Source organism: Gordonia sp. WA4-43 (assembly GCF_020520305.1).
Classification (GTDB): Bacteria; Actinomycetota; Actinomycetes; order Mycobacteriales; family Mycobacteriaceae; genus Gordonia; species Gordonia hongkongensis.
Map to the genome: position 1 here is coordinate 1,925,995 of NZ_CP084736.1, position 24,678 is coordinate 1,950,672.

Annotated in this window: 21 protein-coding genes and 1 pseudogene; 14 read left to right on the forward strand and 8 right to left on the reverse strand. The window is 68.2% G+C overall.

Annotated elements, in window-relative coordinates; genetic code table 11:
* Window positions 1–144: 144 nt before the first annotated feature.
* From rplO to rpsH, 6 genes are read right to left on the reverse strand one after another with little or no spacing between them, the layout of a single operon-like run.
* On the reverse strand, window positions 145–585 hold the full coding sequence (gene rplO / locus LEL84_RS08840) for a 50S ribosomal protein L15 (RefSeq protein WP_004023566.1): 441 nt from the start codon (window positions 583–585) through the stop codon (window positions 145–147).
* Entirely contained in the window at window positions 582–767 is a 186-nt protein-coding gene (rpmD, locus tag LEL84_RS08845; protein WP_058251976.1) for a 50S ribosomal protein L30, read from the reverse strand. Before rpmD ends, rplO begins: the two co-directional genes overlap by 4 nt.
* A gap of 2 nt (window positions 768–769) precedes the next feature.
* Window positions 770–1,417, reverse strand: a complete 648-nt coding sequence (rpsE, locus tag LEL84_RS08850; RefSeq protein ID WP_058251977.1) for a 30S ribosomal protein S5 — start codon at window positions 1,415–1,417, stop codon at window positions 770–772.
* Window positions 1,418–1,463: 46 nt separating this feature from the next.
* On the reverse strand, window positions 1,464–1,868 hold the full coding sequence (gene rplR, locus LEL84_RS08855; protein WP_058251978.1) for a 50S ribosomal protein L18: 405 nt from the start codon (window positions 1,866–1,868) through the stop codon (window positions 1,464–1,466).
* Window positions 1,869–1,871: 3 nt separating this feature from the next.
* Window positions 1,872–2,408, reverse strand: a complete 537-nt coding sequence (gene rplF, locus LEL84_RS08860) for a 50S ribosomal protein L6 (RefSeq protein WP_058251979.1) — start codon at window positions 2,406–2,408, stop codon at window positions 1,872–1,874.
* 15 nt (window positions 2,409–2,423) lie between these two features.
* The gene (gene rpsH, locus LEL84_RS08865) at window positions 2,424–2,822 is read right to left on the reverse strand and encodes a 30S ribosomal protein S8 (RefSeq protein ID WP_004023571.1); all 399 of its coding nucleotides are present in this window, start codon (window positions 2,820–2,822) and stop codon (window positions 2,424–2,426) included.
* Window positions 2,823–3,093: 271 nt separating this feature from the next.
* Here rpsH and LEL84_RS08870 point away from each other — a divergent pair, with 271 nt between their 5' ends.
* From LEL84_RS08870 to LEL84_RS24825, 11 genes and pseudogenes are all read left to right on the forward strand, one after another.
* Complete coding sequence (locus tag LEL84_RS08870) at window positions 3,094–4,194, forward strand: PQQ-dependent sugar dehydrogenase (RefSeq protein ID WP_226513826.1); 1,101 nt, start codon at window positions 3,094–3,096, stop codon at window positions 4,192–4,194.
* A 281-nt stretch (window positions 4,195–4,475) separates the two neighbouring features.
* On the forward strand, window positions 4,476–4,817 hold the full coding sequence (locus LEL84_RS08875; protein ID WP_082652937.1) for a LuxR family transcriptional regulator: 342 nt from the start codon (window positions 4,476–4,478) through the stop codon (window positions 4,815–4,817).
* A 125-nt stretch (window positions 4,818–4,942) separates the two neighbouring features.
* Window positions 4,943–8,686, forward strand: coding sequence for a nitrate reductase subunit alpha (locus LEL84_RS08880; protein WP_226513827.1), 3,744 nt, complete (start codon window positions 4,943–4,945; stop codon window positions 8,684–8,686).
* The gene (gene narH, locus LEL84_RS08885; protein WP_226513828.1) at window positions 8,686–10,374 is read left to right on the forward strand and encodes a nitrate reductase subunit beta; all 1,689 of its coding nucleotides are present in this window, start codon (window positions 8,686–8,688) and stop codon (window positions 10,372–10,374) included. The genes LEL84_RS08880 and narH overlap by 1 nt, the downstream gene beginning before the upstream one ends.
* The gene (gene narJ, locus LEL84_RS08890; RefSeq protein WP_226513829.1) at window positions 10,371–11,036 is read left to right on the forward strand and encodes a nitrate reductase molybdenum cofactor assembly chaperone; all 666 of its coding nucleotides are present in this window, start codon (window positions 10,371–10,373) and stop codon (window positions 11,034–11,036) included. Before narH ends, narJ begins: the two co-directional genes overlap by 4 nt.
* 8 nt (window positions 11,037–11,044) lie before the next feature.
* Window positions 11,045–11,794, forward strand: a complete 750-nt coding sequence (gene narI, locus LEL84_RS08895; protein ID WP_058251983.1) for a respiratory nitrate reductase subunit gamma — start codon at window positions 11,045–11,047, stop codon at window positions 11,792–11,794.
* Window positions 11,791–12,999: a nitrate/nitrite transporter gene (locus tag LEL84_RS08900; protein ID WP_078113085.1), complete on the forward strand. Its 1,209-nt coding sequence runs from the start codon at window positions 11,791–11,793 to the stop codon at window positions 12,997–12,999. The genes narI and LEL84_RS08900 overlap by 4 nt, the downstream gene beginning before the upstream one ends.
* An 85-nt stretch (window positions 13,000–13,084) precedes the next feature.
* Window positions 13,085–13,696: a DUF4262 domain-containing protein gene (locus LEL84_RS08905; protein WP_058251985.1), complete on the forward strand. Its 612-nt coding sequence runs from the start codon at window positions 13,085–13,087 to the stop codon at window positions 13,694–13,696.
* A 74-nt stretch (window positions 13,697–13,770) separates the two neighbouring features.
* Window positions 13,771–15,234, forward strand: coding sequence for an O-antigen ligase family protein (locus LEL84_RS08910; RefSeq protein WP_226513830.1), 1,464 nt, complete (start codon window positions 13,771–13,773; stop codon window positions 15,232–15,234).
* A gap of 32 nt (window positions 15,235–15,266) precedes the next feature.
* A pseudogene (locus LEL84_RS24820) lies at window positions 15,267–15,896 on the forward strand (glycosyltransferase family 1 protein); the annotation flags it as partial.
* A gap of 33 nt (window positions 15,897–15,929) precedes the next feature.
* The gene (locus tag LEL84_RS24825) at window positions 15,930–17,423 is read left to right on the forward strand and encodes a sugar transferase (protein WP_413466974.1); all 1,494 of its coding nucleotides are present in this window, start codon (window positions 15,930–15,932) and stop codon (window positions 17,421–17,423) included.
* Between the two features lie 22 nt (window positions 17,424–17,445).
* Here LEL84_RS24825 and LEL84_RS08920 read toward each other — a convergent pair whose 3' ends face one another.
* Both LEL84_RS08920 and LEL84_RS08925 read right to left on the reverse strand, forming a co-directional pair.
* Window positions 17,446–17,589, reverse strand: a complete 144-nt coding sequence (locus tag LEL84_RS08920) for a hypothetical protein (RefSeq protein WP_226513832.1) — start codon at window positions 17,587–17,589, stop codon at window positions 17,446–17,448.
* A gap of 257 nt (window positions 17,590–17,846) precedes the next feature.
* Window positions 17,847–19,289, reverse strand: a complete 1,443-nt coding sequence (locus LEL84_RS08925) for a PLP-dependent aminotransferase family protein (protein WP_226513833.1) — start codon at window positions 19,287–19,289, stop codon at window positions 17,847–17,849.
* A gap of 191 nt (window positions 19,290–19,480) precedes the next feature.
* Here LEL84_RS08925 and LEL84_RS08930 point away from each other — a divergent pair, with 191 nt between their 5' ends.
* From LEL84_RS08930 to LEL84_RS08940, 3 genes are read left to right on the forward strand one after another with little or no spacing between them, the layout of a single operon-like run.
* Window positions 19,481–20,596, forward strand: coding sequence for a DUF559 domain-containing protein (locus LEL84_RS08930; RefSeq protein ID WP_226513834.1), 1,116 nt, complete (start codon window positions 19,481–19,483; stop codon window positions 20,594–20,596).
* Entirely contained in the window at window positions 20,578–21,258 is a 681-nt protein-coding gene (locus LEL84_RS08935; protein ID WP_078113090.1) for a MarR family transcriptional regulator, read from the forward strand. The genes LEL84_RS08930 and LEL84_RS08935 overlap by 19 nt, the downstream gene beginning before the upstream one ends.
* A 4-nt stretch (window positions 21,259–21,262) precedes the next feature.
* A complete protein-coding gene (locus LEL84_RS08940; protein ID WP_226513835.1) occupies window positions 21,263–24,661 on the forward strand; it encodes a helicase HerA domain-containing protein in 3,399 nt (1,132 codons plus the stop codon).
* Window positions 24,662–24,678: the final 17 nt, after the last annotated feature.

Genomic DNA, 24,678 nt, shown 5'->3' on the forward strand with positions numbered 1-24,678 from the left:
TGTGCTCGGCAATCGACGATGATCTTTCGGGATGCGGCAGTCTTGGGCGTGTCCGGCAGGACAACCTCTGAGACTCTAACAGTCACACCGAAACGCCCCGGTCGGGCGGCAGCGATGCTGCCGCCCGACCGCGGTGTGTGTCCGTCAGAGTTCGGTGACGCTGCCACCGGCAGCGGCGATCTTCTCCTTGGCGGAGGCGGTGAACTTGTCGGCGGTGATGTCGACCTTGACCGACAGGTCACCGTCGCCGAGAACCTTCACCAGCTTGTTCTTGCGAACGGCCCCGGCCGCGACGAGCTCGTCGACGCCGATGGTGCCGCCCTGCGGGAACAGGCGGGCGATGTCGCCGACGTTGACGACCTGGTACTCGATCCGGTTGCGGTTGGTGAAGCCCTTGAGCTTCGGCAGCCGCATGTGGATCGGCATCTGGCCACCCTCGAAGCCGGCGGGCACGTTCTTGCGTGCCTTGGTGCCCTTGGTGCCGCGACCGGCGGTCTTACCCTTGGACCCCTCACCACGACCCACGCGGGTCTTGTCGGTCTTCGACCCCGGAGCGGGGCGAAGGTGATGGAGTTTGATGGTCATGCTTGAACCTCTTCGACTGTCACGAGGTGACGAACCGCGTTGATGAGGCCGCGGTTGATCGGCGTGTCCTCGCGGGTGACGGTCTGGCGGATGCCCTTGAGTCCGAGGGTCCGCAGGCTGTCACGCTGGTTGCTCTTGGTACCGATGGTGCCCTTGACCTGAGTGATCTTCAGCTGAGCCATGATCAGACCCCCTGTCCTGCGCGAGCGCGGAGCATACCGGCCGGAGCGACATCCTCGATCGGCAGACCGCGGCGGGCCGCGACCTCTTCGGGACGCTGCAGCATCTTGAGTGCCGCGACGGTGGCGTGCACGACGTTGATGGCGTTGTCCGAGCCGAGGCTCTTGGCGAGGACGTCGTGGACGCCCGCGCACTCGAGCACGGCACGCACCGCGCCACCGGCGATCACACCGGTACCGGGGCTGGCCGGGCGGAGCATGACGACACCGGCGGCGGCCTCACCCTGGACCGGGTGGGTCACGGTGCCGGCGATCAGGGGCACGCGGAAGAAGTTCTTGCGAGCTTCCTCGACACCCTTCTGGATCGCGGCCGGGACTTCCTTGGCCTTGCCGTAGCCGACGCCGACCATGCCCTGGCCGTCGCCGACGACCACGAGAGCGGTGAACGAGAAACGACGTCCACCCTTGACCACCTTCGAGACGCGGTTGATGGTCACCACGCGCTCGAGCTGGTTGCGGTCCTGGTCGCGGCCGCCACGATCGCGACGGTCGCCGCGGCCACCGCCGCGACGGTCGTTGCCGCCGCCCTGGTTGTTCTGGTTGTTGTCGTTACCGGCGGGTCCGTTTCCGCCGTCACGCTGACGTCCGGGCATCAGAGGTTCCCTCCGGTCATGTGGGTGTAGCTGTTCGAGATGGTCATCAGAAGCTCAGGCCTCCCTCGCGGGCGGCGTCGGCGAGCGCGGCGATCCGGCCGTGGTAGTCCTTGCCGCCACGGTCGAACACGACGGCGTCGACGCCGGCAGCCTTGGCGCGGGCGGCGATGAGCTCGCCGACCTTGCGGGCCTGCGCGGACTTGTCGCCGCCGGCCGCACGCACATCGGCCTCGATCGTCGATGCCGCGGCCAGCGTCTTGCCGGCCAGGTCGTCGATCAACTGGACGTGGATGTGGCGCGAGCTGCGCTTGACCGCGAGACGCGGACGGGCCGGGGTTCCGCTGACCTTCTTGCGGAGGCGGAAGTGACGGTTGCCGGTCGCCTTGCGACGACGCGTCGAGACGTCCTTGCCGATCGGCTTGCGCACTGTCTTGGTAGCTGAATCACTCATGGCTTACTTACCCGTCTTTCCGACCTTGCGACGGATCTGCTCACCCTCGTAGCGAATGCCCTTGCCCTTGTAGGGGTCCGGACGACGCAGGCGGCGGATGACCGCCGAGATCTCGCCGACTTGCTGCTTGTCGATACCCGAGACCGAGAACTTCGTCGGGGACTCCACGGCGAACGTGATGCCCGCCGGGGCCTCGATCGGCACGGGATGGCTGTAACCGAGCGCGAACTCGAGGTCGCTGCCCTTGGCCTGCACGCGGTAACCGACACCGAAGATCTCCATCTTCTTGGTGTAGCCCTGCGTGACGCCCACGACGAGGTTGTTCACGAGCGAACGGCTCAGGCCGTGCAGCGCGCGGCTGCGACGCTCGTCGTTGGGGCGGGTCACGACGATGGAGTTGTCCTCCTTGGCGACCGAGATGGGCTCGGAGACGGTGAGCGAGAGCTCACCCTTGGGGCCCTTCACGGTGACGTTCTGGCCGTCGATGGTGACGTCCACGCCCGCGGGGATCTCGATGGGGTTCTTTCCGATACGCGACATGTGTTGTTACCTCCCCTACCAGACGTAGGCGAGGACTTCGCCGCCCACGCCCTGGTTGGCTGCCTGGCGATCGGTGAGCAGGCCCGACGACGTGGAGATGATGGCCACGCCGAGGCCGCCCAGAACCTTGGGCAGGTTGGTGGACTTTGCATAGACCCGGAGGCCGGGCTTGGAGACGCGGCGCAGACCGGCGATGGAGCGCTCGCGACTCGGGCCGTACTTCAGGGAGACGACGAGGTTCTTTCCGACCTCCGCGTCTTCGGTGCGGTAGTCGGTGATGTAGCCCTCGCGCTTGAGGATCTCGGCGATGTTCACCTTGATCTTCGACGAGGGCAGTGTCACCTCGTCGTGGTACGCCGAGTTGGCGTTACGCAGACGCGTCAAGAAGTCTGCGATCGGGTCAGTCATGGTCATGGGTGACCGTCAACCTTTCTCGTAGCGGTTCCCATACAGCGCCGGTGGCCGGAAAATCCCGGTGACCTGCGGTGGGCCTTCCACGAAGTGGATAGTTGTTTCTGAAGGTTCTCGCCGCCGATGCCCTTGGCTTTTCGCCGGCACCGGAGACTATTCAGTTGTGTCCCGGACACCTGAGGTGCACAGGCAACCGGTCTAGTGTAGGGAATCCGCAGCGTAGACCCAAATCGGCACCGGTCGGCAGTGGCGACCATCAGGCACCATCGAGGGTATGGATCGACGCAAACTCCTCAAAACGGGCCTGCTCGGGGCCGGGCTGCTCGGCATCACCGGTACGTCGCTGGTGACCGGGTGCGCCACCGACGATCCGCCGACGCGGGATCGATCCGGCTCGGGTCCGACGGGCACGTCCGCGGACGCCGCGTCGGTCGAGACCGTCGCATCCGGGCTGAACGTGCCGTGGGCGCTGGCCTTCCTCGGTGACGGCGATGCCCTCGTCACCCAGCGTGACGACGCCACGGTCGTGCGGGTGTCCCCTGGGGGCGAGGTCCGGACCGTCGGCGAGTTCGCTGACGCCGCTCCGCGCGGCGAAGGCGGGTTGCAGGGCATCGCGGTGGCCCCGGGCGACGAGAGCGCGGTGTTCGTCTACTACACGACCGCCACCGACAACCGGCTGGTGCGCCTGGACTTCGACGGCGACCGGCTCACCCGTCCCCGACCGCTGATCACCGGACTCGACGCGGCCTACAACCATCACGGCGGCGCCCTCGCCTTCGGTTCGGACGGAAGCCTGTTCGTCGCGGTCGGCGATGCCGCCGTACCCGAGGTCGCCCAGGACGTCACCGCGTTGAACGGCAAGATCCTGCGGGTGGACCGGGATGGCCGCCCGTGGCCGGGCAACCCGTTCGGCAACGAGGTCCACTCGTACGGGCACCGCAACGTCGAGGGCCTGGCCTTCGACGGCGCAGGCCGGCTGTGGGCCAGTGAGTTCGGACAGAACCGTCGCGATGAGCTCAATCTGATCCGACCGGGTGGCAACTACGGGTGGCCGGAGGTCGAAGGCGATTCCGATGATCCGCGGTTCGTCGCGCCGGCCGCCACCTGGACCACGCAGGAGGCGTCCCCGGCCGGGCTGGCGATCATCGGCGACCGCGCCTACATGGCCGCGCTCCGCGGCCGGCGGCTGTGGGAGATACCGCTCACGGAGTCGGCCGCCGGCGAGCCGGTGAGCAGGTACGCCGACGAGTTCGGGCGGCTGCGCGTCGTGGCCGCCGCGCCCGACGGCTCACTGTGGTTCGGCACGAGCAACACCGACGGACGCGGCCGGCCGGCCGGCGGCGACGATCGTCTGCTCCGGATGCGGCTCGGCTGACCCCAGTTCGGCGCGCGGACCCGAAGCCATCCGACGGTCGATCGGTTCTGTCCGGAATCGACAGTTCGATTCTCAAACCATTTCGCGGAACCATTTTCCGAAACCGTCTCATCGCCCGACTCGCATGGGTGCGAGCCCGTCATCACCGGGTGTTTTCGCAACGATTGTGTGGCCTATTCCAGGCGGCAGGATCACCGCGTCGGTCGACAGCGGAACAACGAACTGGCCTCGATCCACCGAACATCACCTCGTCGCCGCGCCGCGATGTCATGGTGGAACACGTGGATTCGACTCATCTGCCCGAGCTCGTCGACGAGCTCCTGTCCTCGGCCCGCGAAGCATCGAGCCGGCGGGCCTCTCATACGTTGCACGGCAACTCTTCTCGCCACCTTCGACAAACGGTGATCGCACTGGTCGCGGGCGCGGCACTGTCGGATCACGACAGTCCCACCGAGGCCACGCTGCAGGTCCTGCGCGGGCATGTCGTCCTGACCTCGGCGGACGGCGACCCGGCCGGCCGGTGGGAGGGCGCCACCGGCGACCTGGTGACCATTCCGTCGACGCGTCACGGCCTGACCGCACAAGAGGACTCGGCGATCCTGTTGACGGTTGCCACGCGTTGACCGAAGCGACCACAATTGTTTCCCGAATGACCGGCGGGTGTATTTCTCACAAACGATTTCGGCATATCTGATCGACTTCGCGATTCGGGAAAAAACAATGGCCGACCCTCCGTAGGGTGTCGCTCATGGCCCGGTCAGAAGATGTACAGGGTTCTGCAGCCACCGCGCTGCTGGACATCGGCAGATTCTTCACCAAGTGGGACGAGACCGACGATCGTCGGGTCGTCTTCCGGGACGGCGGCCGCGCTGGTGACGTGTTCTACCGGGATCGGTGGAGCCACGACAAGATCGTGCGCTCGACACACGGCGTGAACTGCACGGGCTCCTGCTCGTGGAAGGTCTACGTCAAAGACGGGATCATCACCTGGGAGACCCAGGAGACCGACTACCCCTCGGTGGGCCCGGACCGGCCCGAGTACGAACCCCGCGGATGCCCGCGGGGCGCGGCCTTCTCCTGGTACACCTACTCCCCCACCCGGGTCCGACACCCGTACGCCCGGGGCGTGCTGGTGGAGATGTTCCGCGAGGCGAAGCGCCGGCTGGGCGATCCCGTGCTGGCGTGGGCCGACATCGTCGGCGACCCGCTGCGCCGACGCTCCTACCAGCGCGCACGGGGCAAGGGCGGGCTCGTTCGCGTCTCCTGGGACGAGGCCGTCGAGATGGCCGCGGCAGCGCACGTCCACACGATCAAGACCCACGGCCCGGACCGGTGCGCGGGTTTCTCCCCGATCCCGGCCATGTCGATGGTCAGCCACTGCGTCGGCACCCGGTTCATCCAGCTGATCGGCGGGGTGATGACCTCGTTCTACGACTGGTACGCCGATCTGCCGGTTGCCAGTCCCCAGGTGTTCGGCGACCAGACCGACGTCCCGGAGTCCGGGGACTGGTGGGACGCGACGTACCTGATGATGTGGGGTTCCAACGTCCCGGTGACGCGGACCCCGGACGCGCACTGGATGGCCGAGGTGCGCTACCGCGGCACCAAGGTGGTCTCGGTCAGCCCCGACTACGCCGACAACACCAAGTTCGCCGACGAATGGCTGCCCGCGCAGGCCGGCACCGACGGGGCGCTCGCGATGGCGATGGGACACGTCATCCTCACCGAGTTCTTCGTCCGGCGCTCGACCCGTTTCTTCGACGACTACGCGCGCCGCTACACCGACCTCCCGTTCCTGATCCACTTGGACGAGGAACCGGGCGGACCGGACGGCGACTCGACCGGCACCGACGTACCCGGGAAATTCGTTCCCGGGAAGTTCGTGACCGCCGACGAGTTGCCCGGCGCGGAAGTTGTTGCCTCCGAGGACGTCTGGAAGACGGTGTGCTGGGACGAGGCACGCGATGAGCCGGTGGTGCCCAACGGCTCAATGGGGTTCCGGTACGCCGACTCCGGTGCGGGGCGATGGAATCTCGATCTCGACGACGCGCAACCCGCGCTGTCACTCATGAGCGATGCGGCCGAATTCGTCGAAGTCGCGTTCCCGGTCTTCGATGCCCCCGACGGCAGCGGCGCCGTGGTCCGCCGAGGTGTCCCCGCGCGGCGGATCGGGGGACGGCTCGTCACGACCGTCTTCGACCTGATGCTCGCGCAGTACGGCGTCACCCGGGACGGGCTCCCCGGCGAGTGGCCCACCGGCTACGACGACGCATCGGCGCCGTACACACCGGCGTGGCAGGCCGAGATCACCGGCGTGCCGGCCGCGGCGGCGATTCGCGTCGCGCGCGAATTCGCCGCCAACGCCGAAGAATCCGGCGGCCGCTCGATGATCATCATGGGCGCCGGGATCTGCCAGTGGTTTCACGGTGACGCGACCTATCGGGCGATCCTGTCCCTGCTCATCCTCACCGGATGCATGGGCCGCAACGGCGGCGGTTGGGCGCACTACGTCGGGCAGGAGAAGTGTCGTCCGATCACGGGCTGGATCTCGCTGGCGAACGCGCTGGACTGGACGCGCCCGCCGCGGACGATGACCGGGACCTCGTACTGGTACATGCACACCGGGCAATGGCGCAACGACGGATACTCGACATCCTCACTCGCCTCTCCGCTGTCGCGCGGCACGATGGACCACGAGCACACCGCCGACGCCATCGCCCAGTCGGCGCGGCTCGGCTGGATGCCCTTCTATCCCCAGTTCTCCACCAACCCTCTCGACGTCGCCGACGAGGCTACCGCTGCGGTCGACCGCGGTGACGCCGCCGATCCGGCGTCCTACGTCGCCGAGCGTCTGCAGAACGGCGAACTGACACCCGCGATCACCGACGTCGACGCACCGGAGAACTGGCCCCGGACCCTCGTGCTGTGGCGATCCAACCTGCTCGGTTCGTCGGCGAAGGGCAACGAGTACTTCCTCCGGACCCTGCTCGGCACCCACCACAACGTACTCGGCGCCGAGAAACCCGAGACCCCGAGGCCTGCCGAGATCCGTTGGCACGACGACATTCCGGAGGGGAAGCTCGACCTGCTGCTGTCGGCGGATTTCCGGATGACCTCGACCACGCTGCTGTCGGACATCGTTCTGCCTGCTGCGACCTGGTACGAGAAGCACGACCTGTCCTCGACGGACATGCACCCGTTCGTCCACGCGTTCACGCCGGCGATCGACCCGCCGTGGGAGGCGAAGTCCGACTTCGACCTGTTCCACCGGCTCGCACGCAAGCTGTCGGACCTGGCACGCACCCACCTCGGTACACGGCGCGATCTCGTCAGCGTCCCCCTGCAGCACGACACCCCGGGTGAGGTTGCACAACCGCACGGCCGGGTTCTGGACTGGCGACACGACGGCGTTGTCGGACAGCCAGGCCGGAACATGCCGAACTTCACGGTGGTGGAACGGGATTACACCGCGATCGCGGACAAGCTGGCGTCCATCGGACCGCTCGCGGACACCCTCGGCTTCACCGTCAAGAACGTGACCTACCCGCTCGAGAAACAAACACGCACACTCGGCGAAACCAACGGCGTGATGCTCGGCGGCGCCGGCGACGGCCGACCGGCCATCGACACCGACGAGAAACTCGCCGAGGCGATCCTGACGTTGTCGGGGACCACGAACGGCGAACTCGCGGTGGCCGGCTTCGAACAGCTGCAGCAACGCGTCGGCTTCCGCCTCGACGACCTCGCGCGCGGTTCGGAGGAGAAGCGCATCCGCTTCGCCGACACCCAGAAGGCACCCGTGCCGGTGATCACGTCGCCGGAGTGGTCCGGGTCGGAGACCGGCGGCCGCCGGTACGCCCCGTTCACGGTGAACATCGAGCGGCTCAAGCCGTTTCACACGCTCACCGGACGGATGCACTTCTATCTGGACCACGACTGGATGATCGACATGGGCGAGTCGCTCCCGATCTACCGGCCGCCGCTGGACATGCACCGCCTGTTCGGCGAACCCAAGCTCGGCGCCGACGGGTCGCGGGAGATCACGGTGCGGTACCTGACGCCGCATTCCAAGTGGTCGATCCATTCCGAGTATCAGGACAGCCTATTCATGTTGTCGCTTTCCCGCGGCGGGCCCATCGCCTGGCTGAGTCCCCAGGACGCCGCCTCGATCGACGTCGCCGACAACGACTGGATCGAATGCACCAACGCCAACGGCGTTTTCGTGTGCCGTGCAATCGTCAGCCATCGCATGCCGGCCGGGGTCTGCTACGTCCACCACGCCCAGGAACGCACGATCGACGTCCCGAAGTCGGAGGCGACGGGCCGCCGGGGCGGCATCCACAACTCGCCGACGCGGCTGCTGGTGAAACCGACCCACCTCATCGGCGGTTACGCCCAGTTGTCCTACGCCTTCAACTATCTCGGACCGACCGGCAATCAACGCGACATGGTCTCGACCATCCGCAAACGCAGCCAGGAGGTGACGTACTGATGCGGGTCATGGCCCAGGTCGGGATGGTGATGAACCTCGACAAGTGCATCGGGTGCCACACCTGCTCGGTGACCTGCAAGCAGGCGTGGACCAATCGGTCCGGCACCGAGTACGTGTGGTTCAACAACGTCGAAACCCGTCCCGGACAGGGGTATCCGCGACGGTACGACGACCAGGAGACCTGGCAGGGCGGCTGGGTCCTCAACCGCAACGGCAGGCTGCGCCTGCGCGCCGGCGGCCGCGTGCGGAAGCTGTTGACCCTGTTCGCGAGTCCGGTCCAGCCGACCATCGAGGACTATTACGAACCCTGGACCTACGACTACCAGACCCTCATCGACGCCCCGCTCGGCGACGATTTCCCGGTCGCCCGTCCCAAGTCCCTGCTCACCGGCAAGGACACCAAGGTCACCTGGTCGGCGAACTGGGACGACAACCTCGGCGGTGCACCGGAACTCGCCGAGCGCGACCCCATCGTCGAAAAGCTCCGGCGCGAGTCCGAGGACGCGGTGAAGTTCGGCTTCGAGCAGACCTTCATGTTCTATCTGCCGCGGATCTGCGAACACTGCCTCAATCCGTCATGCATGGCGTCGTGCCCCTCCGGTGCGATCTACAAACGCAGCGAGGACGGCATCGTGCTCGTCGACCAGGACCGCTGCCGCGGCTGGCGGCAGTGCATCACGGGCTGCCCGTACAAGAAGATCTACTTCAACCACAAATCCGGCAAGGCCGAGAAATGCACGCTGTGTTACCCGCGCATCGAGGTCGGGCAGCCGACGGTGTGTTCCGAGACGTGCGTCGGCCGGCTTCGCTACCTGGGCATCTTCCTCTACGACGCCGATGCCGTGACGGCGGCCGCCTCGGTCCCCGATGATCGCGATCTGTATGAGGCGCAACTCGATCTGATGCTCGACCCCGAGGATCCCGACGTGATCGCCGCCGCTCGACGCGACGGCATCCCGGACGACTGGCTCGAGGCCGCGCGCCGATCGCCGGTCTACGCGCTGGCGAAGAAGTACCGTGTCGCGCTCCCGCTGCACCCGGAATACCGCACGATGCCGATGGTCTGGTACGTCCCACCGCTGTCGCCGATCGTCGACCTGCTCGCCGAGCAGGGTCACGACGCCGAGGGCGCGGGAACGCTGTTCGGCGCGATCGAGGCCCTTCGGATTCCGGTGGAGTACCTGGCCGAATTGTTCACCGCCGGTGACACGGTCGTCATCGACACGGTGTTGCGCCGCTTGGCCGCCATGCGCTCGTACATGCGCGACGTGACCCTGGGCCGTGAACCCGACGCCGGAATACCGGCCGCGGTGGGGATGACCGAGGAGGCGGTGTACGAGATGTACCGCCTGATGGCGATCGCGAAATATGAAGAGCGCTACGTGATCCCCACGGCTCATCTGGAACAGGCTGAGAAACTCGACGAGATGGGTTGCTCACTGGACTACGACGAGGGCCCGGGCATGTTCGACTCGTCGCCGTTCGGCGAGGCCAGCGGTCGTCCCGCGCCGGTGTCGGTGGAGACGTTCCATGCGCTGCGTCAGCGTCAGACCACCGACACCGCGGCCGGCGATCACACGATGGCGGGCCGGACCAACCTCCTCAACTGGGACGGGAACGGGGCCCCACCGGGTCTGTTCCCCGAACGCGTACCCGGGCCGTCGACTCCCGACGAGGAAGCACGATGAGGGGACCACGGTTGTTCGCGCGTCGCTCGCGGGCGACCGACGAGGGCACCGTCATACGGTTGATCGCGTCCTGGTGTCTGAGCTACCCCGACGACGAGGTCCTCGGCCGCGTCGATCTGATGCGGGCCGCCCTCGCCGAACAGGACGACTCCCGCGCGACAGAATTGCTGCGACAGACCGTCGATCACCTCGGCGGTGGCGAACCCATTGCCCTCCGCCGCGAGTACATCGACGTGTTCGACCTGTCCAAACGGCACACGCTCTACCTGTCGTACTGGTCCGACGGCGACACCCGGCGTCGGGGCGCGTCGCTGGGCGAGTTCAAGCAGGCCTACCGCGACAGTGGATTTCTCGTGGACCTGCGCGGTGAACTGCCCGACCATCTGCCGATCGTGCTCGAGTTCAGCGCGCGGGCCGATCCGGGCCGCGGCGTCGAGCTGCTCGAGAAGCACCGTGCAGCACTGGAATTGATCCGGTTCGCCCTGCTCGGCGCGGAGTCGCCGTACGCCGGCGCGGTGGCGGCGGTGTGCGCCACCCTGCCCAGTCCCTCCCCACCCGACCGGGCCACGGCGCTCGCGATGTGCGCACCCGCACCGACGGAGACCGTGGGCCTGGAACCCTTCGACCCCCGCCTGCTGCCGATCAACCCGACCCGAGCGTGAGGTGACCCGTGGACATCTTCCTGTGGGGCGTGGTGCCCTACGCGACGCTAGGACTGCTCATCGGTGGAACCATCTGGCGCTATCGCTACGACAAGTTCGGGTGGACGACGCGGTCATCGGAGCTCTACGAGTCCCGCCTCCTGCGGATAGCGTCGCCGCTCTTCCACTACGGCGTGCTCGTGGTGATCATCGGCCACGCGATCGGATTGCTGATCCCGGAGTCGTGGACGGAGGCCATCGGCGTCTCGGAGACGCTGTACCACTGGGGTGCCGGGGGTTTCGGGATCCTGGCGGCCGTCGCCACCCTCGTCGGGGTCGCGATGCTGGTGTACCGCAGGCGGACCGTCGGCCCGGTGTTCATGGCCACCACGCGTAACGACAAGGCGATGTACCTGGTGCTGGTCACGGCGCTGGTGGCAGGCACCTACATCACGCTGATCGGCACGCTCGACCCGCACGCGCCCGGCGTGAACTACCGCGAGACCGTCTCGCCCTGGTTCCGTTCACTGTTCGTGCTGCAACCGGACGTCACGGCGATGGCGGCGGCGCCCTTGCGTTTCCACGTGCACATCCTGATCGGGATGCTCCTATTCGCGATGGTCCCCTTCACCCGGCTGGTGCACATCTTCACCGCGCCGGTGCACTACCTCTTCCGTCCCTACATCGTGTACCGAAGCCGCGACCGACGTGTCGCGCCGGGTAACCAGCCCCATCGGCCGGGGTGGGCGCCCGTCGGAGTGAAGGATCGTGATCGATGAGCACCGACACCACGACGCCCGCCATCAGCTCGCGTGCGCAGACCACGAACCTCGCTCTCGCGACACTCGCGTTCACGATCAGCTTCTGGGCCTGGAACCTCATCGGTCCGCTCGGGGTCGTCTACACCGACCAACTCGACCTGAGCGCCACCCAGAAGTCGATCCTCGTCGCCATCCCGATCCTGGTCGGCTCGCTCGGGCGAATCCTGACCGGCGCACTGACCGACCGCTTCGGCGGCCGCCTCATGTTCACCGTTCTGCTGGTCGCCACCATTCCGTTCGTCCTGCTGGTCGCCGCCGCCGGACATTTCGACAGCTACGCGTTGCTGCTCGTCGCCGGCTTCTTCCTCGGCGTCGGCGGGACGACGTTCGCCGTGGGCATCCCCTTCGTGAACGCCTGGTACGACAAGTCCCGGCGCGGGTTCGCGACCGGCGTCTTCGGAGCCGGGATGGGCGGGACGGCGTTGTCGGCCTTCTTCACCCCCCGGTTCGTGTCGTGGTTCGGATACATCGCGACGCACATCATCATCGCCGTCGCGCTCGCGGTGGTCGCCGTGGTCTGTTGGTTGTTCATGCGCGACTCACCCAGGTGGGCCGCGTCCCACGACTCGGTGGTCCCCAAACTGATCGGTGCGGCCAAACTGCCGATCACCTGGCAGCTCGGTTTTCTCTACGCTGCGGCGTTCGGCGGCTTCGTCGCCTTCAGCACCTACCTGCCGACCTACCTCAAGGACGTCTACGACTTCGACCTCCAGGCGGCCGGCACGCGCACCGCCGGTTTCGCGATCGCGGCCGTCATCGCCCGGCCCGTCGGCGGTGTCCTGTCCGATCGCTTCGGACCGCGCATCATCACCGTGATCTCCTGTGGCGGTGCCGCCGTGCTCGCCGTGTGGATGATCACCAAGCCGCCCCTCGAGATACCCGCCGGTCTCGACTTCGTCCTGATGGCGGTCTGCATGGGACTCGGTTCGGGGTCGGTCTTCAGCTGGGTCGCGCAGGCCGCGCCCGCCGAGCGGGTCGGTTCGGTCACCGGGATCGTGGGTGCCCTCGGCGGGCTCGGCGGCTTCTTCCCGCCCATGGTCATGGGGGCCACCTACGACGCGACCACCCACAGCTACACGATCGGGCTCGCACTGCTGGTCGTCTTCGCCACGTGCGCGGCCCTGTTCACCGTGTTCGGCATCCGACGCACGGCGAACACCTGACGCCCGCCTCACCGGCTGCGGCGTCGGGAGAATTGTCGGGGCCTCGTGTTCTGATGTTCGCACCCGTCGAACAAAGGAGCGATCCATGTCAGACCACGCTGCCGCGATCCGAGGTCTGCCCCGGTGGCATCCCAATCCGCTCATCCGTTCCACCATCGAGACCATCCGGCGCTGCGGCTGGCAGGTGACCTCGGTCGGCGAGGCGGACGCCGAGTTCGACGCACCGCCTGCAGGTGCTCGAACCGAGTGCGGATTCTCCTACACCTCCGGACTCTCGCTGCACTCGATCCCGGAGCTCTCGATCTACGGCGTCGATCCCCTGACCGCGACGCACGTGCTGAACGAACTGGGCGCCCTGCTCCACCAGGAGGACTGGCGTGATCTCGTCGCCGCGCAGTCCGACATCCCGTTGCAGACGGTCGCCGTGACCGTCCGACTCATCGAGCAACTCGACCACGACGAGCTGCTCCTGGCCAACCTGTTGTTCCCCGACCACCCGAAACTGCAGGTGGTCTGGCCCGACGACCACGGCCACCTCCCGTGGGAAGACGGCTACACCCTGCTCCCGATGCACCAGCCGGTGAAGGGGATGCCGCAACTCCTGGATCCCCCGCGCCCGCAACCACGCCTTCTCACAACCGAATCCGGGCCCGACCGAACCCGCCCGCGACGGGCACGTCGCATCTCGGGTCACTGACCTGCGGCCGGCGGCCTCCCGGCGTGTCCGGGGCGACATGTGTCCGTGTTGCCCCGGACAAACGGAGCCCGGAGATGCCACCATGGTTGGTCTGGGGGCTCGAACAGACCACGGGGGCACGTGGAAGGCAGGTCGGCGTGGCGCACCTCCCGGTCGTGGTCGCTGCACTCGTCGCCCTCGTCCTCGCGGTCGCCTTCGTCGCCGTCATCTACCGGCGTCCGCAACGCGGTCTCCTGGTCTTGGCCGCGCTCACCCCCCTCGACGGTCTCCTCGACATCGCCCCGTTGCCCGGCGTCGCCTCGGCGTGGAAGGAGGGCGTCCTCGCGCTGACGCTGATCTGCGCGGCCAATCGCCGGGTCCGGCCCGCCGACCGGACGGACCCGCCGTTGCAGCTGCCGTGGTGGCCGGCCGCGGCCGTGCTGGTCGCGTTCGGGGTCGTGTCGGCGCTCTACGTCTACGGCCCCATCGGGCTGTACGGCGTCAAGGTCACCTTCTTCTACCTCTTCGTGGTCCTCGCGCTCTGGCTGACGCCGTTCGACACGCTCGACCGCGACCGACTGGTCTCGATCATCATGGCGCTCGGGGTGCTCACCACCCTCGTGGGCATCGGCCAGCAGCTCCTGGGGCCGGCGCGGCTGGTCGAACTCGGCTACACCTTCGGCGAGCAGGTGCGGACGAGCGGTCCGCTGTTCCGGACGTTCAGCACGTTCAATCAGCCCTTCGGTTTCGGACTCTTCGTCACGCTGGCCCTGCTCGTCGGCGGAGCAGTGGCGCTGTCGGACACCGCCCGCCGGCGCAACCGGTTGTTCCTCGTCTGCTGGCCGGTCATGGCGATCACGATGGCCACGTCGGTGGTGCGGGCGGCGATCCTCGGCCTCATCGTCGGTGTGATCTGGCTTGCGGCCCTTCGCTTCCGCCGCCTCATCACCCCGCTGCTCGCAGTCGGGGTCGTCGCCGTCATCTCGCTGCCGTTCCTGCCGTCGAACGTCACCAAGGTGTTCTTCTCGTCGAGCAGCCTGAGTCAGCGCGGCTCCGGGTGGGGTGAGATCTTCGCGAGCATCTGGGTGCACCCGCTCGGGACCGGCCTGGCGTCGAGCGGATCGGCGGCCGACGCGATGTCGGCGGCCCAGGGCGACACGACGCGGACGATCACCGCCGGCGCCGGCGGTACCGTGCAGCAGTTGTCGAAGAACTACCAGCCGGACAACTACTACGTGAAGCTGCTCATCGAACTCGGGCCGATCGGGTTGTGGTTGTTCCTGGCCCTGATCGTGACCGCGATCATCTGGTGCGTGCAGTACTCGCGCCGGATGCCCGACCCGGATGGAGCCCTCGTCCTGGGTGTCAGTGCGTCGATGGTCGCGGCGATGGTGGCCTGCCTGGTCGCCACCTACTTCGAGATCTTCCCGCTCGACTTCTACTTCTGGTTACTGTTGGGAGCTGCTGGATGCGCGACGGCACAACACGAATCACGTACGGTGCGCTTGCACTTCGTCCCGGAGGCAGCGGCGTCCAGACCTACATCCGCGAACTCCTGAGGGCACTGCCCGGCCACGTCGACGGCGCCGCCCTGTCCGCAGTCGTGCAGACCGACGCGGTCGGCGAACTGCCCCCGGCGATCACCCCGGTGGAGCGTCCCGTCGCCGACGGTGTCCGACGGGCGGTGTTCGGCGTACTCCCCACCCGCTCGGGCGGCGTGTTCCACGGTCTCGACGTCGACCTACCGGTCGCCGGCCCCGCCACCACGGTCGCGACCGTGCACGACCTGTCGGTGCTCGACATGCCGTCCGCGTCGAGCCGGTTTCGCGCCGCGGGCGAATCCGTACTCGTCCGCTCGACCCTCCGTCGGGCCGACGTGCTGATCGCCGTCTCCGACTTCACCGCCGAACGAATCCGCGAGACCTGCGGACGGGATGCCCACGTCACCGAACTCGCGCCCGCCGACTGGGCCCGCCCACCCGCGCCGGCCGATGTCGAACGGGTTCGGGCGAAATACGATCTGCCGGAACGCTTCGTGATGCAGATCGGCACCGTCGAACCCCGCAAGAACGTCGAACTCGTCGCGGCGGTCGCCCGGCGCCTCGACATTCCGTGCGTGCTCGGCGGCGCGGGTTCGACGGGCCCGGATGCCCCGTCGTCGGCGGTCGGGCTCGGTTACGTCGATGTCGGGGACCTGCCGGCGCTCTACGCCGCGGCGACCGGACGGGGGGCTGTTCTTTCGGATGGAGTGGACTTGTCGACCCGTGTATCGCAGGCCGAGTTCCCGCAGACCACGAGGCGCACCCCGGTGTACTCGTCGCCCAACGGTCGGCGCACCTTTCACGAGCTGATCCGCGACGATCCCCTGAGCACGATCGTGACCGTGTCGATCGACGTGTTGTCCGCGACGATCGCGGTGGCCGCCGGGATCTGGTGGGTGAGGAGTGGCAGCGGCGCGAACCCGCCGTTGTGGACACTCATCACCTTCGTGCCGATCCTCGTGATCGTCTTCTCCTTGCGCGGGGTCTACCGTCGGGGGCTCAATCGCCGGTTCCTCGACGAGGTCGGCCGGGTCATGACCGGGTGCACGATCACCGCGATGATCCTGCTGTGTTCTCTGCTCCTCCCCTACTCCGACGACAGACCCGGCGCCGCGGTCACCAAGGTGTGGGTGTCGGCGCTGTTCTGGGTTCCGTTCGGTCGTCTCATCCGCGACATCATCCAGCGGAGCCTGCGCAAGAACGGTCATCTGCTGTCCCCCACGCTGATCATCGGCGACGGGCCGATCACCGCACAGGTCGTCGGCCGCATGGTGGCCGCGCCGGAGCACGGTCTCCGGCCGGTCGGCATCCTGGCCGCCGGCGCGCCACCCCGCGCCGATCGGGACGAGGGACCCACCAACGAGATCGCGCAGCTCGGCGGGGTGGACGAACTCGACGACGCGATCCGGGCGACGAAGGCCGAGGTCCTGGTCGTGGCCTTCGCGGTCACCAATGTCGAAAGGCTCACCGCCGCCGTCCGTATCGCCCACCGGCATGGGGTGAAGGTGTGGATCGTGCCGCGCATGTTCGACGTCGTCGGACGCCGCAGTCGGGTCGATCACATCGGCGGGCTGCCCCTGATGTCGGTCCCGCACACCAACCCGCGGGGGTGGCAGTTCCGGACCGAACACATCGGGGACCGGGTGGTCGGAGCCCTGATCCTCGCCGCGATCTCACCGCTGTTCTTCACGCTCATGCTGCTGGTCCGGCTGAGCTCGCCGGGCCCGATCTTCTTCGCCCAGCCGCGGGTGGGTCGCGACGCGCGGGTGTTCAACTGCCTGAAGTTCCGCTCGATGCGGCCCGAGGACCCCGCCGCGGAGAAGTTCCGGCCGACCGAGGGCAGCGCTCCCGGCGGCGTCGAGGGCGTCGACCGCCGCACCAGGATCGGCAAGATCATGCGCTCGACGTCGATGGACGAACTACCCCAGCTGCTCAACGTGATCCGCGGGGACATGAGTCTCGTGGGTCCACGCCCGGAGCGTCCCGAGTACGTCTCGCTGTTCGAGGTGCAGATCCGGCGATACGGCGAACGCCACCGGGTGAAGGCCGGGGTCACCGGCTGGGCGCAGGTGCACGGCCTGCGCGGTCAGACCTCCATCGCCGACCGCGCCGAGTGGGACAACTACTACATCGAGAACTGGTCACTCTGGCTCGACGTCAAGATCCTGCTCCTGACCGTGCTCGCGGTGCTCAAACGGGCGGAGTAGCCGCGGTTACCCACCCGCCTCGTCACATCGTCGGACGTCGGGTGTCGTACGCGGGGCGATACGGCACCCGTCCCCGCTCGTCGCGGATGGTGACGATCAACGTGCGGGCGACGACGACGACGAGCAGGATGATGCCGCAGACGATCGCGAGGAGCAGTGCGGTCATGACGACCTCCTGACGCCGGAACATGGTCTGCCGGCATTCAATCGCCGATCACGACCTGGTGGTAGATGCCAACCGCGCATCCGTGGACTCAATTGCCCGCCCATGGTGACGCGACTCCGCCGGGCGGCGCCACTGATTTTCTCCCGCGGGCCGGTGCCGGGGTCCGGCGACGGCATCGCCGACGGACAGCATCATTCGGCACACCGCCGAGAAGTGCGGTGCGGCGACGACACGCAGTCCGCGACGGTCGGTATCTCTCACGCCGGGCGCGTCAACGCGTCCGGTGCCCCCGGGCGATCAAGTGATGCCCATACGTCCCGCAACACGTCGACGCCGGCGGCGAGGTCGTCGGCATCCTCGGTGAACGGAACGCGGATGTAGCGTTCGTGCGCCCCGTCGACGCCGAATTTCGGTCCGGCGCTGATCCGCACACCTCGGTTCAGGGCGGCGGCCGCGAGCGCGGAACTCAGCGGCGCCCCGAGCCCGACCCACATCGCCAACCCACCGTTGACGTCGGGAATCTCCCACTCCGGCAGATGATTTCGTAGAAGTCCGGTGAGCGTGTCCCGGCCGATACGAAGCTGCGCGGAACGAACCGCGAGCAGGTCGTCGTAACCGGCCAAGACCTCGGCGGCGATCTGCTGGTCGATGATCGGCGAACCGAGGTCACCGGCGGGTCGCCGTCGGACGATCCGGTCGACGATGTCCTCGTCGGCACGAATCCATCCCACCCGCAATCCACTCCACACCGTCTTGCCCAGCGATCCGATCGTCACCACCGGCACCGAGGACCTCACCGGCGCATGCGCGGCGAACGGGAAATGGTCCGTCCGACGATCGATGTCGAGCTCGGCAGTCGTCTCGTCGACGAGCAGCGCGGTCCCGGCCCGGCGCGCCGCGTCGGCGAGTCGCTCTCGATGGGCGGACGGCATCGAGGCGCCCGTCGGGTTCTGGAAATCCGGTATGCAATAAGCCATCTCGGGTCGCATCCGGTTGAGGATCTCGAGGAAGTGGTCCATGTCCCAACCGGCCGCGGTGACCGGCGTCGACACGAGCCGTCCGCCGGCCTCGGCGATCGCCTCGTAGGCGTGCGGATAGGTCGGGGTCTCGACGACCACCCGGTCGGCTCGTCGGAGCAGGGTCCGCGCGACGAGTGCGATGGCGTGTTGCCCACCGAGGGTCACCACGATCTGCGCCGGGGTCGTGGGCAGTCCGCGGTCGGTGTATCGATCGGCGATTCGTCGGCGTAGCAGCGGATCGCCCACCAGGTCGAGTCCGGGCCGGCGCAGCAGGTCGGGCACATTGCCCGTGACCCGCTCGATGATCGCCTCGAGACCGGGCACCGGTTCGGGAACGGCGTGCGCGAAGTCGATCTCGGCAACCGCGCCCGGACCCCTCCGCGGGAGCATCGCGACGGAGCCGGATCCCCGGACGCTGACCAGATAGCCGGCCTCGCGCAGCGCTCCGTACGCCGACACCACCGTGGTCCGACTCCGCCCGAGCGCATCGGCGAGGATTCGCTCGGCGGGCAACCGCGTGTATGTCGCGATCCGGCCGTCGTCGATGAGGAGTCGGATGCGGGCGGCGAGGGCCGCGTAGGCCGCGTAGGCGCTCTCCCACTCACCGAGCAGCGTGACAAGTTGCTTCACCCCGAGGTTCGAGCGAGCCACCGGCCGGCCGATGGCTCGCGGTGCACCCACAGAATCCTCCTCACCGGTCGCCAGGGTCCAACGACGCCCTGCGGCCGTCGACGTCCAGTCAAACGCAGTGCCCGCGGGCACCACAAGGTCCAATCCGCGGTCGGTGGACTGCCGTCGAGCGGTGGTGGCGGTCCACAGATCACCCGTGACCACCGGGCGGCTGTCGGGTTCGGGCGATATCGTCGGCGTCGATGAACATCCGCCCGTCAGCTCTCGACGCGGCCGTGCGTCCCGGGCACGTGCTACGTGTCGATGACGTCGACGGCCTCGCCCTGGCCGACCTCGTCGACTCGGTCTCGGCTGACCTACCGGTGTTCCTGGACCATCGCGGGCCCGGCGATCGCAACGCCCGGGAGGTCGTCCGGGAGGTCCTCGACGCGCTCGAGGACATCGTCGTCGCCCTCTTCCCGGTCTGGCTCCCGGGCCATGAGCCGGGCCTGCCGGTCGACGCCGACGACGCCGAGGCCACGGCGCGCCTGCTGTGCCGGGACGCCGGCTTCCCCTCGCCCGCCGTCATCCATCTGGCCCGTGCGGCCGCCGGCGCGCGACGTCCCGGCCCCGGCCCCGCCGACGACGCCCGGGCGGCCGCGCTGACATTCCTCCTGCGACGGGGATACGGACGGGGTTCCGTGGTCCTGGCCGTGCGCGCGGACACCACATTGGCCGAGCGGGCCCAGCACGCGGCGGCCGCCGCGTACGAATGGCTGGCCGACCGCGCGGCCCTCACCGTGTGGCTCACCGCCGACGCCCTGCCCGCGGTCACCAGGGTGCCGGCCATCCGGATCGGGGTACCCGCGGGGCGGCGATTCCCGCCGTCCGGTCCGGTGGAGGCGCTGCCCGATCCGTCATCGGCCTCGGCGAGACCCGTCCTCGTCGCCTCCCGTCCGTCGGGGAGACCGGCACCGCACAGCGATGCCGAGCAAACCCTCGAACGCGCCCTCGCGCGTGCACCGTGGGCTCGCGACCGACAGTGGAACCGGAGTCCGCGCGACCTCGATCCGCTCCACCCCGCGGTGATCGTCGACCTGCTGTGGCCGAGTGAACGCGTGGTCGTGGAGGTCGACGGCGCGGATCATCGCGGCCCGGTAAAGTACGCGCGAGATCGACGTCGCGACAACATGCTTCAGCGTGCCGGGTACCTCGTTCTGCGTTACACGAACGACCACGTTCTCGACGACACGTCCCTTGTCGTCGCAGAGCTGGCCGCCGTGATCGCCGAGCGCTCCCGACACCCGGCGCCGTCCCGACCGACGCCCGACCGACCCCCTTCGACCCGCGAGGAGCATCCGTGGACCACGCCCAGCTGACGCCGATCCAGAGTGCGGCGCTGTTCGTCCTGCTGGCCGAGTCCCGAGAGCTCTCCAACCCAGAGTTGAAGGAGTTCGGTGCAGCGCTGGACAAGCCTGCTCGCAACCATCTCAACGCCCTCGGCCTCGTCGACTCTCGACTCGGCGCGCGCCGCGCGTACTTCCACACCCTGACCGACCGCGGGTGGGCCTGGTGCGCGGCCGAACTGACATCCGAGCCACCGAAGAGGTCGACCGCACCGACGAAGGCCATGTACGCGGTCCTCGCCGGCCTCGCCCGGTACCTCGACGACGAGGACCTCCGTCTCCACGAGGTGTTCGGCCGTCCCCGACGCCCCACCCACGAGGAGCCCGGGACCCCGATCGCAACGGCTACGTCCGACCCGGCGTCGTCCACCGTCGATCCCCGGGACCAGATCGCGGCCGCCTACCGCGCCCGGGCCGCCACAGCGGGCGACTTCGTCCTCGTCACCGATCTGCGCGCCGACCTGCCCGGGATGAGCGACGAGGTCTTCGACGCCACGATGGTGGAGTTCCAGCGCGCGCCGGGGGTCAGCCTCATCCCGCAGGAAGACCAGGCGTTGCTGACTCCGGCCGACCGGGCGGCCGCGGTGACGGTGGGCACGCAACCGTGCCATCTGTTCGCGATCGAGGAGAGCTGATCCGATGGACGCCGACGCCCGTCACGCACTGGAATCGATCCGCCTCAACTGGGCCGACACCCCCGACGACGTGTGGGGCACCGCCGACCCCTTCCACGTCGGGGGCCTGCACGAGGACACCATCGTCGACATCATCCGTTCGTTCGACGACGCCCGTCGTTCGCCGTCGGGGAGTCCGATCGGGGTCACGGTGCGCGGTCCGGCCGGATCCGGCAAGACCCATCTCCTGGGCCGGGTCCGGCATCGTGTCCAAGAGGAGGGCGGGTACTTCTTTCTCGTCAAGCTGCTCGACGCCACCGACTTCTGGCGTTCGGTGCTCGTGGCGATCATCGAGGACCTCGGCCGACCGACGCCCCGCCACCGCTCGCAGCTGAATCAGCTCCTCCACCGCCTCGCGATCGACGCCGGGGTCTCGGACGGGACACGTGACGCCGTGACCGGCGGCGCGTCGCTGACACCCGCCGCTCTCGATGACTTCGTCCACGGCGTCTACACCCGCCATTCGCGGCACCGACGCCGGTCGCAGCACATCCTGCGTGCGCTCGTACTGCTGGAGTCCGACGACTTCGCGGCCAAAGACCTCGGCGAGGCGTTTCTGCACCTGGACATCGACGACGCGGAGGAACTCGCCGCCTGGGGCATCCGCAATGCCCGCCTCGGTTATCAGGAGATCGTCGAGAACATCTCGCGGATCATCGCGTTCGACGATGCGGCGGTTCTCGCGATCGACCAGATCGACACCCTGATCGAGGCCGGCAAGACCGCCGAGCCGGGCGAGGAATCACAGGTGGAGAAACTGGCGCACGGCCTGATGTCGGTGCGCGACACCATGAGTCGGACCACATGTGTGGTCTCCTCGATCACCGCCGCGTGGGAGTACCTCGCCGGACACGTCATGCGATCAGCGGTTGATCGGTTCCGGTTGCCACCCACCCTGCAACGGCCCGCGAGTGCGGACTTCGGCCGGCTCCTGCTCGCCCGGCGTTTCGCGCCGGGTTTCGCCGGCGTCGGATTCACGCCGCCCCATCCCACCTGGCCGGTCACCGACACCGCACTGACGGCGGCCACCGATTACACCCCGCGCGAGCTGATGGTGACCGTGGACCGCCAGATCGCCGCGATGCTCCGCAGCGACACGTTCGCCGAGATCACCGACCTCTCCGGCGCCACGTCCAAGACCTCCGCCGGCCAGGGCACACTCCCCCTGATCAACCAGTCCCGCACCACGACAGACGTTCCTGACACGGGGGCGTCCGCTCGGGGGCGCTCGTCGTCTGCTGAATCGTCGTCTGCAGGGTCGTCGTCTGCGGGGTCGTCGTCAACCGACTCGTCGTCGACGACCACCTCGGACAATCCCGCGTTCGCGAAGCTCGACCAGCGGTACGCGGAGTTGATCCGGCGTGCCGACCCGCTACCCGCATTGGTACCCGACACCGAGGACCGGATCGTCCCCTCGCTGCTCCATGCCGGATTGGCGACGTGGATCCAGGCACTGTCCCGCGACGCCGACCGCTGGCAGCTCGATGCCCGGCCGGGACCGAAGAGTCCGCTGCACGGGCGGATCCGACAACTCGTCGACCCGAACCGGGACATCGAGCAGTCCTGGAGCTTCCGTGCCATCGCGGCATCGAACGCGCGTGCCGTCCAGACGCGCCTGTCGAGCGCGACGACGACCTCCGGTTTCACCCTCGGCGACATCGAACGCACCCTGGTGATCCTGCGGCGAGATCCCTGGCCCACCGGGCCCAAGACCCGGCAGATGGTCGAGGAACTGCACGATCGGGGCGGACGGGTCGTCGCCTGGACCGAACAGGACATCAAACGGCTGAGCGCGCTGGCACAACTGCGGGCCGAACGGCCCTCGCATCTCCGGGAGTGGATCTCCGACCGCAACCCGGCTGCCGAGATCGCCTTTCTCACCGACATCCTGGGCCCCGCACTCGAGGCGCCGGCGCCACGCGTGCAGTCAACGGATTCCGCGGCAACTACTTCGGACACGCCTGCCAAACGCCACGAGCCCGGCACCGCGGACAAACGCTCGACCACGACGCCACCCCGCGAGACGACGACGGACGAGTTCCGGTCGACCGACCCTCGGTCGGGGACGGCGGGGTACGACACCGCCGAATCGTCGTCGCGAACCGCACCCGCCGGCGAACAGTCGATCACCCTCGGGCGAAGTGTCGCCACCGGCGAGGCGGTGACCGTCTCGCTGCTCGCCCTGCGCAAGCATGTGGCGCTGTTCGCCGGATCCGGTTCGGGGAAGACGGTGTTGATCCGCCGCATCGTCGAAGAGGCTGCCTTGCAGGGCGTTTCGTCGATCATCCTCGACGTGAACAATGACCTCGCACGCCTGGGGACACCGTGGCCGGACGCCGACCCGCGTCCGTGGACGCCCGACGACCGCGAGCGCGCCAAGCGCTACCTGCACGACACCGAGGTCGCGGTCTTCACGCCGGGTCGGGCATCGGGGCGGCCATTGACTTTCCAGCCGCTACCCGACTTCAGCACGGTGGTCGGCAACCCCGACGAGTTCCGTGCCGCGGTCGACTCCGCCGTCGGCGCCCTGATCCCGCATGCCCGGGCCATCGGGACCAGCGCGAAAGCCTATCGGCAGCAAGCCGTCCTGCAGCAGTCCATGGAGGCCTTCGGACGTCGCGGCGGCGGCGCCCTGCAGGCATACGTCGGACTGCTGACCGAACTGCCAGACGACGCGAGCACCCTCGCCGACGCCCCGAAGCTCGCCGCCGAACTCGCGGAGAACCTCAAGGCCTCGATGGCGATCGATCCGGTCTTCGGGGGTGACGCCGCCCCGGCCGACCCGGGGTATCTGCTCACTCCCTCACCGGGTTTCCGGGCCCGGGTGTCGGTCGTGAACCTCGCCGGCCTGGGCACTGACGACCGGCGGGCCGGTTTCGTCAATCAGCTCCAGATGGCGCTGTTCGCCTGGATCAAGAAGAATCCGGCCGCCGACCGGCCACTCGGCGGACTGCTCGTTATGGACGAGGCGCAGAACTTCGCCCCGTCCGTCCGGATGACCGCGGCGTCGAAGAGCACGAGCGCATTGGCGTCGCAGGCTCGCAAGTACGGCCTCGGGCTCATCTTCGCGACCCAGTCGCCCACCGGCATCGACAACAAGATCTCGGCCAACTCCTCGACCCAGATCTTCGGACTGCTCAATCATCCGACGCAGATCGACCGCGCCAAGGAACTCGCCGCCAACAAGGGCAGCAGGATTCCCGACATCGGCAAGCTCCCGGCGGGGACGTTCTACATCGCGAGTGAGGGCGGGCGGTTCGCCAAGGCCGAGACGCCGCTCTGTCTCACCTACCACCCGTCGAGTCCGCCTACCGAGGACGAGGTCGTCGAGCTGGCGCGCTCCACGACACCGCGTCCGCGGTGACGGCCGGGCCCGACTTC

What these genes read in the sequence shown, in the direction of transcription:
- rpsE (WP_058251977.1), bottom strand. Translation starts at nt 1,417, where the DNA reads ATGCCCGGACGTCAGCGTGACGGCGGAAACGGACCCGCCGGTAACGAC.
- narH (WP_226513828.1), top strand. Translation starts at nt 8,686, where the DNA reads ATGCGGGTCATGGCCCAGGTCGGGATGGTGATGAACCTCGACAAGTGC.
- LEL84_RS08930 (WP_226513834.1), top strand. Translation starts at nt 19,481, where the DNA reads ATGAACATCCGCCCGTCAGCTCTCGACGCGGCCGTGCGTCCCGGGCAC.
- rpmD (WP_058251976.1), bottom strand. Translation starts at nt 767, where the DNA reads ATGGCTCAGCTGAAGATCACTCAGGTCAAGGGCACCATCGGTACCAAG.
- rplO (WP_004023566.1), bottom strand. Translation starts at nt 585, where the DNA reads ATGACCATCAAACTCCATCACCTTCGCCCCGCTCCGGGGTCGAAGACC.
- rplR (WP_058251978.1), bottom strand. Translation starts at nt 1,868, where the DNA reads ATGAGTGATTCAGCTACCAAGACAGTGCGCAAGCCGATCGGCAAGGAC.
- rpsH (WP_004023571.1), bottom strand. Translation starts at nt 2,822, where the DNA reads ATGACCATGACTGACCCGATCGCAGACTTCTTGACGCGTCTGCGTAAC.
- rplF (WP_058251979.1), bottom strand. Translation starts at nt 2,408, where the DNA reads ATGTCGCGTATCGGAAAGAACCCCATCGAGATCCCCGCGGGCGTGGAC.
- LEL84_RS08870 (WP_226513826.1), top strand. Translation starts at nt 3,094, where the DNA reads ATGGATCGACGCAAACTCCTCAAAACGGGCCTGCTCGGGGCCGGGCTG.
- narJ (WP_226513829.1), top strand. Translation starts at nt 10,371, where the DNA reads ATGAGGGGACCACGGTTGTTCGCGCGTCGCTCGCGGGCGACCGACGAG.
- LEL84_RS08900 (WP_078113085.1), top strand. Translation starts at nt 11,791, where the DNA reads ATGAGCACCGACACCACGACGCCCGCCATCAGCTCGCGTGCGCAGACC.
- LEL84_RS08910 (WP_226513830.1), top strand. Translation starts at nt 13,771, where the DNA reads ATGCCACCATGGTTGGTCTGGGGGCTCGAACAGACCACGGGGGCACGT.
- LEL84_RS08880 (WP_226513827.1), top strand. Translation starts at nt 4,943, where the DNA reads ATGGCCCGGTCAGAAGATGTACAGGGTTCTGCAGCCACCGCGCTGCTG.
- LEL84_RS08905 (WP_058251985.1), top strand. Translation starts at nt 13,085, where the DNA reads ATGTCAGACCACGCTGCCGCGATCCGAGGTCTGCCCCGGTGGCATCCC.
- LEL84_RS08940 (WP_226513835.1), top strand. Translation starts at nt 21,263, where the DNA reads ATGGACGCCGACGCCCGTCACGCACTGGAATCGATCCGCCTCAACTGG.
- LEL84_RS08920 (WP_226513832.1), bottom strand. Translation starts at nt 17,589, where the DNA reads ATGACCGCACTGCTCCTCGCGATCGTCTGCGGCATCATCCTGCTCGTC.